Origin of the sequence: Parapedobacter tibetensis, assembly GCF_024704835.1 — a bacterium.
Lineage (GTDB): Bacteria > Bacteroidota > Bacteroidia > Sphingobacteriales > Sphingobacteriaceae > Parapedobacter > Parapedobacter tibetensis.
The window spans coordinates 1-10,131 of the sequence record NZ_JAMXBE010000034.1 but is presented as its reverse complement, the minus strand read 5'-3'; the positions used below and the strand labels follow the sequence as shown (position 1 = coordinate 10,131).

At 39.1% G+C, this 10,131-nt stretch carries 13 protein-coding genes; 1 reads left to right on the top strand and 12 read right to left on the bottom strand.

Features of this window, described 5'->3' with window-relative positions; all coding sequences use genetic code 11:
• Positions 1–297: 297 nt before the first annotated feature.
• The 3 genes from NF543_RS24615 to NF543_RS24605 form a co-directional block, all read right to left on the bottom strand.
• A complete protein-coding gene (locus NF543_RS24615; protein WP_257670840.1) occupies positions 298–750 on the bottom strand; it encodes a VOC family protein in 453 nt (150 codons plus the stop codon).
• Positions 751–1,001: 251 nt separating this feature from the next.
• Positions 1,002–1,550, bottom strand: coding sequence for a GNAT family N-acetyltransferase (locus NF543_RS24610; RefSeq protein WP_257670839.1), 549 nt, complete (start codon positions 1,548–1,550; stop codon positions 1,002–1,004).
• A 244-nt stretch (positions 1,551–1,794) separates the two neighbouring features.
• Positions 1,795–1,992, bottom strand: a complete 198-nt coding sequence (locus tag NF543_RS24605; RefSeq protein ID WP_257670838.1) for a hypothetical protein — start codon at positions 1,990–1,992, stop codon at positions 1,795–1,797.
• Between the two features lie 394 nt (positions 1,993–2,386).
• Between NF543_RS24605 and NF543_RS24600 the strand changes: the two genes are divergently transcribed.
• Entirely contained in the window at positions 2,387–2,989 is a 603-nt protein-coding gene (locus tag NF543_RS24600) for a Crp/Fnr family transcriptional regulator (protein ID WP_257670837.1), read from the top strand.
• A 42-nt stretch (positions 2,990–3,031) separates the two neighbouring features.
• Here the strand turns inward: NF543_RS24600 and NF543_RS24595 are convergent, their stop codons facing one another.
• The 9 genes from NF543_RS24595 to NF543_RS24555 all read right to left on the bottom strand — a co-directional run.
• A complete protein-coding gene (locus NF543_RS24595) occupies positions 3,032–3,436 on the bottom strand; it encodes a RidA family protein (RefSeq protein WP_257670836.1) in 405 nt (134 codons plus the stop codon).
• Positions 3,437–3,580: 144 nt separating this feature from the next.
• A complete protein-coding gene (locus tag NF543_RS24590) occupies positions 3,581–3,802 on the bottom strand; it encodes an oxidoreductase (protein ID WP_257670835.1) in 222 nt (73 codons plus the stop codon).
• Between the two features lie 167 nt (positions 3,803–3,969).
• Positions 3,970–4,995: a hypothetical protein gene (locus tag NF543_RS24585; RefSeq protein WP_257670834.1), complete on the bottom strand. Its 1,026-nt coding sequence runs from the start codon at positions 4,993–4,995 to the stop codon at positions 3,970–3,972.
• Between the two features lie 201 nt (positions 4,996–5,196).
• A complete protein-coding gene (locus tag NF543_RS24580) occupies positions 5,197–5,829 on the bottom strand; it encodes a metallophosphoesterase (protein WP_257670833.1) in 633 nt (210 codons plus the stop codon).
• A gap of 2 nt (positions 5,830–5,831) precedes the next feature.
• Positions 5,832–6,260, bottom strand: a complete 429-nt coding sequence (locus NF543_RS24575) for a hypothetical protein (protein ID WP_257670832.1) — start codon at positions 6,258–6,260, stop codon at positions 5,832–5,834.
• 197 nt (positions 6,261–6,457) lie between these two features.
• Positions 6,458–6,865 carry a hypothetical protein gene (locus tag NF543_RS24570; RefSeq protein WP_257670831.1) on the bottom strand — a complete coding sequence of 136 codons (408 nt, stop codon included), beginning with the start codon at positions 6,863–6,865 and terminating at the stop codon, positions 6,458–6,460.
• Positions 6,866–7,183: 318 nt separating this feature from the next.
• Positions 7,184–7,948: a hypothetical protein gene (locus NF543_RS24565; protein WP_257670830.1), complete on the bottom strand. Its 765-nt coding sequence runs from the start codon at positions 7,946–7,948 to the stop codon at positions 7,184–7,186.
• A gap of 936 nt (positions 7,949–8,884) precedes the next feature.
• Positions 8,885–9,310, bottom strand: coding sequence for a VOC family protein (locus tag NF543_RS24560; RefSeq protein WP_257670829.1), 426 nt, complete (start codon positions 9,308–9,310; stop codon positions 8,885–8,887).
• Positions 9,311–9,383: 73 nt separating this feature from the next.
• Positions 9,384–10,131, bottom strand: a 748-nt coding sequence (locus tag NF543_RS24555; RefSeq protein ID WP_258171778.1) for a helix-turn-helix domain-containing protein, incomplete at its 5' end; no start/stop codon positions are given.

Below are 10,131 nucleotides of genomic sequence, written 5' to 3'. Positions count from 1 at the left end.
TTTTTCCACTATTAACCATAACTAATCTTAGGGAAGTCATTTGCAGTAATATTTCGGAATGCTCCATTGTCAAGTTCGTAATAATGAAATAGGAATTCAGGTATATTCATTTAGTTTGTTATTAATAAAGCCAAACGCCTGTTATAGGCTGCTTTATTGTCTGCTTTAACCCGGTAATTTTTTTAGACAAGTCAAGAAATGCTTTGGTGTCACAATTTGTCAAACTAAAGCGGTTTTTGTCAAAAAATATTCATCAAGAAAATTTTTCTGTCAACGTACTTATAAAATTTCTACCACTCATTTATTACCAAATTCTTCTGCCAGTCCAATAAGAAGCCCCTCAGTTCCACGAATGTAGCAGAGCCTATACGAGTCCTCATACTGAACCACTTCGCCAACGAGCTGAGCGCCATGCTTGGTAAGCCTAGATACCAATTCGTCAATGTTGTCAACGGTGAACATAATACGTAGATAGCCGAGGGCGTTCACAGGAGCTGTCCTGTGGTCTGATATAGTTGGTGGGGTTAGAAATCGTGATAGTTCGAGGCGGCTGTGACCATCTGGGGTAACCATCATAGCAATCTCTACGCACTGAGATCCCAGTCCGGTTACTCGTCCAGCCCATTCACCTTCAACTATGGCTCGTCCTTCGAGCTTGAGGCCTATCTCTGTGAAAAAAGAAATGGCATTATCGAGGGACTCTACAACGATACCGACATTGTGCATTTGTAGTAATTTACTTTTATTCATTGCTATATCCTTTTATAAAGTTTCATTCAGTTTCCTTCTGTGCGTCTCTATTGTCTTAAAGTTGCGCATAACGGTCGGGGCTTTGCGTTCGGGCGGGAAATCGAAGCACAAAAGCTGAATTTATTACTAAAGTTCAATCGAAGAACTGCTGTTGAGTTTTGCACTTCAGCCCCGCCTGACGCAACCACGTAGTAGCAGCGAAGCTAAACCCGCGTTAGGCGAAGTAAAATCTATTTTGAATCATTTTTATATTATTTAACCCATTCTTCTTTTAATAATCCTGTTATTATTTCATCCTTTAGTTCACCGTCAGCCATACAATAATATTTTTTCCGTCTTCTTCCTTCTATTTTGTATCCAAATCTTTCTTGCATTATTTTCGAGGATTCATTTCCATCAAAAAAACCATTCTCTAGTTTTCTTAGTCCTAATTCCTCAAATGAAAATCTAATTTTTTCAGCAAATGCCTCTTTCCCATATCCGTTTCCGTGAAAATTTTCATTAATCCATATACCTCCACCGGTAGTCCCATGTATTTTATTAATTACTGAAATACTAAGCCCTCCAATAACCTTATGATTTGATTTTAATTCAATAGCAAATTCGTAACCATTTTTATTATTTCCCATATCATTTTTTATACAATATTTTATCCATTCATCAGCCTTTTCCCTTAAATATGGAAAGGGCACTAATGCAAGCCATCTTGAAACATTACGATTATTTAATCCTTCGATTAAATCGTCTATATCATGTTCCTGCCAATTCCTAATAATCAATCTATTTGTTTCCAATTTCATATTTGCAGCTTTTTATTATTCAAGTCCCATATTTTAATTAGGTCAAGTATCTTTTTTGCCATAATTTTTTATTATTTCGCCTAACGTTTTGCGTGTATGTGCAGTAGCGGATTAGAAGCGCTTTCCGTTTAGCACAAAGTTTCTTAGAAGCACAGACCTTCGATTTATCACTTCACCCGCTATTGCCACATACCCGCTGTTAGCGGTTCGGGCTTCTTTTTCTTTGTTCTTTTCTCGGTCCATTTTATTCTACTTCAAGAGATTTGTCAATTATCCAAGGTATAAAAGTCATAAACTCAATCCGAACTAATCCGTTCTTGTCAGAAAAGAAAGTTAATTCTCCACCTTCTGCAAATCTAATAGAAAAATTCTCTGTTATAGGTGTCAAATCTATTGTATATCCGCCTGATGGAAGCAGAACACAATAATTTTTTCCTTTCAAAACACGTCCTTTGAAATGAAACCAACTACCAATATGATGAAGTCCGTTGGGTAGTGTCTCAAAGGATTTAATTTCAACTTCTTTTCGGTAATCTATTCCTAATTCTCCAAAAAGTTTTTTTTCGTCAGGAAATACTTTGTCTCTAAAAGCTATGTAGTTTTTACAGTCGTTACAATTGCAACCGTCAGCGCCGCTACCAATAATTTTGTCGTAGGTATCCGGTCTTCATTATCGAATTATCAGTTACTCTACTAAGATAGAAAATCCTGCTTTTAAGGGCACGCTAAGGCGCATTTTTTCTTTATGGATGGCAGGCAATCAGCAGACGGCGTTAAAAAGATGTTTTTAAGTGGAGACGCTTAATTTAATTTTTTAAATTGGCAGGAAAAGAAGCATGCAAGAACAAACCCCAAAACGATATTACGATAACCTTGTGCGGCACATCGAAAGCCGGATCAGCCTCGATAGCGAAGAGAAAGATTATATTTGTTCGTTCTTTAGGTTGCGCAAGTTACTATCTAAACAATACCTCCTTGCGCAAGGAGACATATGTCGCTATGACCACTATGTGTGCGAAGGCTTTCTTCGGTCTTTTTATGTGGATGGGAATGGCAATGAGCATACATTGCATTTTGCCTTGGAAGACTGGTGGATATCGGATCTAAACAGCTTTTTGAAGCAACAGCCGGCGAGCCGGAATATCATTACACTTGATGCGTCGGTACTGCTGCAGATAGATCTGGAAAATCGGGAAAAATTGATGGAAAACGTACCTAAAATGGAGCGTTTCTGGCGAATACTAAATGAAAATTCCAGCATGGCCCAAGACCAGCGTTTGCTAGACACGATCAGCATGCCGGGCAAGGATCGGTATCTTGCCCTACTGGATCGGTATCCGCATATTGAGCAACGACTTCCCCAAAAGCACATCGCTTCATTTCTCGGTATCACCCCCGTATTCTTGAGCCAGATACGTAAAGGGATCGCTAAAAGATAAAAGTAAAAAAACGGAGACCGTCGTCTCCGTATGCTTGTTGGGCTATTTCCAAACGGCAGCGTCATCAGCCACAGCAATCGCTTCTATTTCGATCAGGGCGTCTTTGGAAAAGAGCGAAGAGATTTCCATAATCGTATCGGCAGGGTATGGTTCGGAGAAGTACCTGCCTCGAAGCTCCACTATCTTTTCGAAATTGGCCATGTCCCGGAGCAGTATCGTTACCTTGATGACGTTCGTGAGACTTGAGCCTCCGGCCACTAGTACTTTCTCGAGGTTCTCAAAGGCTTTCTGTGCCTGTATATCAAAGTTTCCGAGACCGATCAACTTGCCGTCATCATCAATGGCGGTCTGGCCTGAAATAAATAGCAGGTCTCCTACACGATGCCCTTGGGCCAAACGGAAGGGAGCATAGGTGTCTGGTGTGATTTTAATTTGTGAAATTTTCATTTTTTTTTCGTTTATGTTATTGCTTGTTAATCTATTAACAGCAGGTTTTGCCGCTGGTTTGCGAGTTGGGCCGCTATTACGTTCTGGCTATTTGCGATCGTTGCCTCTGGCCAGAGCATGTCGTGATGAAATCCGACAGCTGGGTCATAACTTGACATTTTTTGGGGCCATATGAGCCCTCTCCAGATGATGTATGCCTCCGAAGCCACCTGCAGCAAAAGACATATAATAGTTAACCATTTCACCGGTCACCTCTCCATTTGCCATAGCACTTACACGGGTCATTGGAGCTACTACCATACGATTTGCCAATTTGCGTTGCCAAAGTTCGATAGGCTGAAAAATAGGGTGATTTTCTATACTCATTGTTCTAATATTTTAATAAGAACAAAGGTAGCATCGATGAAACCGACGCGCATTCAACTAATTTAATAAATTGCATTCAACTATTTTAATGAACATTAGCGCTGGGATGCAATGCCGTACTCGTATTAAAAAAACATGCCGCTTCTTTCGTAATATAACGTGTTGATTTATTTTTTTAATTCCCGTACGCCCCATCTGCCTTTTGCCATTTCAATCCGTTCATCTCTGCTGTCTTTTACACTCAGATAAAGAGAAAGCGGATCCACTACCGTTAAGTCATTAGGCAGCTCGTCCACCAATGTCAACGGGTTGTACTTCCAGACTTCGAGGGCATATTTTCCTTCGTATTCATTTGGGTTCACTAATGCATTGCTTTTCTGCAATCCGTAAAAGACTGTTTTCTCAATGGCGTAGTATTGTTGTTTGCTTGGGTTCAGGTCGGTGTACTCGGGCAGGGCAGATGCGTTGCTTTGCAGCAGAAAAAGGTCTTTCGGCTTCTCATCCACAAATACGGTTTTGATTACCGGATTCACCAGCAGGTTTTGCTGATGTGCTATGTTCCACAACTCATGTCTGTCGTTACGAAAACGGATGAACTTTTCCTTTTCGCCCTGCACTTCTACCAATTCATGATATTTCAAATTGTCAATGGCGTTAGTAATGGCCATAGGCGTATAGCCTAATTTTTGAGCAATTTCTTTAAAGGGATATTCCTCCAGTTTCCAATTATTGTTTCGGTGGATGATGTGGTAAATCATCAGAAACTGGGCAGAGGGTAACAATGCTTCATTTTTTTGCTTTGCCTTTGGGTGGGTGTAGCTTTCTCGTAAATCCATCAGCAAGTCGGGTAAGTACAGTTGTTTGCCGGGCACAATAAAGTTGATGCCTTTTTCAATCAGGCGTTTCCGGTTGTACGCCTGTACATTTTCCAATACCACCACCACTTTTTGATTCAGCAGATTTTTGATTTGCTGAACTTGTTTTTCGGTTTGCTGAATGCTCAGTTCTTCTTCGTTTTTCAGTTCAGCCAAAATGATTTCCGTATGGAATAAATCGGTTCTGTACAGCTTATAGATTTCATGGATATACATGGGCAGCCTATCCAGATAGCTTTTGGCTATTGGGCTTGCTGTGGTGTGTATGCCCAGCGTTTCCTGAATATATCTTAGCGTTTCCTTCATTTTATGTTCCATGATAAATCTATTTTCGCTTGATAAAGTAATTAACTTTATTGTGCAAATATAGGTTTATTGTTCTGGTTTTCATAATTCAATGCATTTATTGGTTTCAAAAAGCTGATGTTCATTCCGTTGTACATAGCCCAACTGATTGGTAACGAGCTTGGTTTTGCCAATGCTGAATTCCGGAATATTGCTGTGATGGTGTCCATACGCTCAATAGGCTATATTGGATGCTTCAATCAAGTCATACAACTCCACCGCAAAAGCTTCATTCAACACATCGCCTTTGTATTGTTCGGGGTAGTTTAAAAAAGTAGGGCAGTGATGGGTAAAAACAGCTACTTTTTCGTCTTGTACCGTTTTCAATTCGTTATGAATAAAAGCCAAACTTTCCTCATGCAGTTGATTGTATTGTTCACCCGAAAAGCGGAAGCCCTTGTGTATAATGAGATGAAAATCGTTCAGACTTCTTTCTATCTGCCATTGATAGCCCTGACTGATTTTGCTCCAAAGGGTAGAGAAAATGAGTTTGGCATTGCCATGAACAACCGAGGTGTTATTTACTAAAAACACATTGCTGCGGATTTTCTCATGCAGCATTCCGCTTTTTTGGGCTATATCGGAATGGTAATACTCATGATTGCCCGGCAACCAATAGGTAGTTACAAAATGATCACTCACATAACTGAAAAAATCTTTGTGTTTGTCCATCTCCGCAAAAGGCACAATATCACCTGCCAATACCAATACCTCACCCAATGGCTGCAAAGGGTGCTGCTTTAGGAACTCCTTGTTGGCAGGGAATTCTAAATGAAGGTCGGAGGCGTATTGGAGTTTGAGTGGCATGGCTATTTCGTCCTTCTTAAATTTTCAGGTAAAAACTTGTCAATTTCTATATCAGAAAATGTAAACTCTTCATTTTGTTGAAGAGCTTTGGAAGCAATTTGATAGGCTTTATTAATTGTTTTAGGAGCTCCTCGATATGTGTTTACCAGTTGCTCGTTCAGTTCGTCTCTTCTTTGCTGAAGTTGTTCAATTTCTTTATTTCCAATCCGTAATATCCAACATGCTTTTCTCAAAAGGTAACTCCTCGTCAAAATCATAATAAGGTAAGTTGTAAGCATAAATATTCTTTGCTTTTTCAGATAGAACCACAAAGCTTGATTTAACCACTGAACCACTAATTTCTTGTAGGTGCTGTTACCTGCTGTCCTTCTGTCCGCACAAAGCACAGTAGTTTCAGGTCGGTCTGAATTTTCAATCAAATCTGTTCCCATATGTCAGACAGTTTAACCTCAATTGGTTGTTGATGATCATAATACACATTTACAACTCCTAAAAATGAGGGGTTTATTATTTTGTTTTCGCCACTCTCAATGTCTTTGATAATTTCGTCTCTAAAGTCCAAGTCAAAGCCCCAAAAAATTCTTGAGGTCAAAAACATTGTAAACGGAAATGATGTCCTCAATACTTTCTAATTGTCATTGTTTCCAATTTGACTAAACATTTGTTTTGCAGTGTTAATTGGAGAAATCCAAAAGTGACTTTTCCAAGTAGATTCGTCTGGAAATTTTTGTTGAAGTTCTTGTCTTTTGTGATTGTATAGTAGCAAGTGAGAATATGGTGCATTTGATACTATGCGATTCAATTGTGGTAAGTCAACTGATTCAAAGTTCTCTGAATTGAAACTGCGTTTAGCCTCAATGTTTACAACTCCTCTAAAAACTTCTCCGCTAGTAAACTGAACTGTCACAAGGAGTGTAATGTCACCGAAATTTGTCTCTTGTTTACCTCTGTTCTTGAATGAATGCCAGTCAACAATTTTTGACCAGTGTTGGAAATGAATTGTCTTGCGGCTAAACAATTCTCTCAATTGTTTCATAAGTAGAAACGAAATATGGTTCTCGTCCCACTCGTATGGATACGAACTATTGCAGATTTCTGAGAAAATTGTTTCAAGCCTATTTACTGTCTGTCTCATTTATTAACTGTTAGTTGATGTTAGCACTGTCTTCTTAGGGTTGCAGGTAACGTTTTGGGGCTTTGCGTTCGGGCGGGAAATCGAAGCACAAAAGCCGAGTTTATTACTAAAGTTCAATTGAAAAACTGCCGTTGAACTTTGCACTTCAGCCCGCCTGACGCAACCACGTAGTAGCAGCGAAGCTAAACCCTTGTTGTGCGATTGTGCTTCTTTTTTCAATCATTTTTTTATGTGTTTGAAATATACATAAAGCCAACAAATAATGCTGAAAGAGAGCATAGCTAACCCAGTTCGCATTTCATTCTTGACAAAAATTCCAAAAAAACCAAAAAAAATTAAGACTGAAGCTATTACTGCCATTGTAATTAAATCACGAATTTTAGATTTTCTTTCTTTTCGTTTGGTTTTCTCTGTTTTTAATTGATGTTCTTCTCTATTCTTTTCGTTAATAGCTTTTTGTTCATCAATTAATTTTTGATAAATTGATGAATAAGATTTAAAATCGTCATTAAAACCAATTGTTTGAAATGTAATTTTTTCAGTCGAATATTCGGTTTTGGTTTGTGCGTCTATATGGAATTTTTCAAGTTCGATAAAAATATCTTGCGGTTGTTCATAAAACCAACTTATTTCTTCAAAAGACAACTCAATAATCGAAGTATCTGCTATTTCAAATTGTATGAATTTTAGGAAATCTATTCGCAATTGCTTTTTATCTCCACTTTCATTCAGATTTAAGTTTATTATCGCTTTTAAGTTTTCAATCGCAATTTCCTTTGTGACTTTTAAGTTTGCATTTCGCTCTTCATCTTCCAAATCATCCTCTTCATTTTTTGTAAACGCTTCAATAATCTGAGTTTTCTGAGCTTCAATTAGTTCTATATTATACAACTCCTGCCATAATGAAGGAATAATTGTAGCGTACTCAAATTCGTACCACTCATTTTCTTTTTTCTGATAATATAGGTAAGTTCTATTTGCCATTTTCCTTTTTCGGGTGTTTTTTTAGCATATCGCACAACTCATAAATATGCGCAATTCCTCAGTTTTTCATGATGTTATGTAATGTTTTTATTTTCAATATATTATATGTTGTTCTGGTACTGCGTATTTTGTGTTATTTTTTCTTGCTATCGAAAGTAGTTATTCAAAATGCGCATCATGCAAATCATATCATATTTACTTTAGTCAACACCAAATCTCCCCAATCTCTCTCAAACTTGCGTACGGTTTCCCGTATTCGGATTGCTCTATCTGTGTTTGCTTATCTATTTGTTATTGGTCGATCCGGTTTATTATCGGCTTAGTCGATATCACCATCTGTGATACCCAACTTGGTTAGTTTATTTTTTTCTTGTCTATTAATTAGTCAGTAAAATCCTTCAATAACTATCCTCTTTAGTTCAACACAAGCCGCATCGCATTTACGCCTAAACCAACGGCAAAATACCCTAATAAAAATAACTTGCATGAGGCACAGGTTGTGCTGGTTGCAATAAAGGTAGAAGGTTAACATTTAATTTCCAAACTTTTATGGAAAATTACAAATAGAAGCTATCGAGAGAATTTGTTTATGTCTACGCATGCTGTGAAAATATCAAAAGAAGTCCTTATCTTCGTGCNGAAGGTTAACATTTAATTTCCAAACTTTTATGGAAAATTACAAATAGAAGCTATCGAGAGAATTTGTTTATGTCTACGCATGCTGTGAAAATATCAAAAGAAGTCCTTATCTTCGTGCCAGGTTTAGGTTGATAGCCCCTAATCCCATTGGGGCGGACTCCCGTTATCTTTCAGGTAACGGGTTTCTTTTTTCACGAAAGGCTTTCCCATTCCAATTATTCACTACCGTTTCTTCTGCTTGTTAGAGCCGCTTCCGTGTTTTGCGAAACATCGGAAGCAGCCTCAAACCAATCATTATTAGGCGCTTTCAAGGGCCTTGATATCGAACTTTTTCATTTTCATGTAGACCTCCATCACGCTTTGCGCTTTATCCGGATTGCTGAGCAGTTTTGGCAGAATAGTAGGCACCACCTGCCAGGATATGCCAAATTTGTCCTTCAGCCAACCACAGTTGCCTTCACTGCCACCATCGGCCGTCAGTTTTTCCCAATAGTAATCGATATCTTCCTGGGTTTCGCAGTCTATGACAAATGAGACCGCCTCATTAAATTTGAACTGTGGCCCGCCATTAAGGCCAATAAATTTCTTGCCATCGAGCTCAAATTCGACCACCATCTGGTTGTCTGCCTTAATCTTGGCATTCTTGAAAATCGAACAGTAGAATTTTGCTGCTGCCTGGGCCTGACCATCAAACCAAAGACAAGGATAAATGTTGTTTTCCATTTTTTAAATTGTTTTGTTTACGGTTCAAAGGTATAGAAGACCCAGGCCGGGGAATAGAACAAAACTGACAAAATCAGTTTCCCCCTGCTTTGCTATAGGCAAGGTACTCACTGGGCGTTAGGGAAGTAAACTCTTTGAATGCACGGATGAAATGGCTCTGGTCTGAATAGCCGTTGCTGTAGGAAAGCGCAGTCAGATTTTCGAACTGAAGGCTGTTGAGTTGTCGGAAAGCGGCATTGAATTGGCTGATCCTTCGGTAGCGGGTGGGTATAATGCCGATGGTTTTCTCAAATAGCCGTTGGAATGTGCGCCCCGTCATACAAAGTTCCGCCTGCACCACCGCCAGGTTTTTTTTAGATGGTTCGGCGGCGATTTTTTCAACGGCATATTTCATGATACGCGTATCCGTTTTGATTTTAGTGACGAGGCTGTATATATAATTATCCAGGATGGCGACCATCTCCCTGCTGGAAGACGCGTTCAGTAACTGTTCCTGCAGACCTGCCCTGCTGGATGCCGGCAATAAGTTCAGCTCAATGGGGTTGTCTGTCAATTCCTGAGCAGAAACCCCAAACAATGAATTCAGGGCATACGGTTTGAAGAAATAAGCAATCAGCGTGAAATCCTCATTGATGGTTAGGGTGTCCGGGAATACCGTTTGTCCAAATAGGGTTAGGTAGTTCGTGGAATTTCCTATCCGTCCTTTGGCTGTTTGGAAAAGCAGTGTGGGCATGCCATTCGCGAAAAGGGGCAACACGAAAGGGGTCGTTACCTGAAAGTTTTCAATAATAAGCAATTCATGAACGTATTCTGCAATACAG

Coding starts and splice junctions, on each gene's coding strand:
- NF543_RS24585 (WP_257670834.1), bottom strand. CDS start 4,995: ATGGAACATAAAATGAAGGAAACGCTAAGATATATTCAGGAAACGCTG.
- NF543_RS24570 (WP_257670831.1), bottom strand. CDS start 6,865: ATGAAACAATTGAGAGAATTGTTTAGCCGCAAGACAATTCATTTCCAA.
- NF543_RS24575 (WP_257670832.1), bottom strand. CDS start 6,260: ATGGGAACAGATTTGATTGAAAATTCAGACCGACCTGAAACTACTGTG.
- NF543_RS24595 (WP_257670836.1), bottom strand. CDS start 3,436: ATGAAAATTTCACAAATTAAAATCACACCAGACACCTATGCTCCCTTC.
- NF543_RS24580 (WP_257670833.1), bottom strand. CDS start 5,829: ATGCCACTCAAACTCCAATACGCCTCCGACCTTCATTTAGAATTCCCT.
- NF543_RS24610 (WP_257670839.1), bottom strand. CDS start 1,550: ATGAAATTGGAAACAAATAGATTGATTATTAGGAATTGGCAGGAACAT.
- NF543_RS24615 (WP_257670840.1), bottom strand. CDS start 750: ATGAATAAAAGTAAATTACTACAAATGCACAATGTCGGTATCGTTGTA.
- NF543_RS24600 (WP_257670837.1), top strand. CDS start 2,387: ATGCAAGAACAAACCCCAAAACGATATTACGATAACCTTGTGCGGCAC.
- NF543_RS24565 (WP_257670830.1), bottom strand. CDS start 7,948: ATGGCAAATAGAACTTACCTATATTATCAGAAAAAAGAAAATGAGTGG.
- NF543_RS24560 (WP_257670829.1), bottom strand. CDS start 9,310: ATGGAAAACAACATTTATCCTTGTCTTTGGTTTGATGGTCAGGCCCAG.
- NF543_RS24590 (WP_257670835.1), bottom strand. CDS start 3,802: ATGAGTATAGAAAATCACCCTATTTTTCAGCCTATCGAACTTTGGCAA.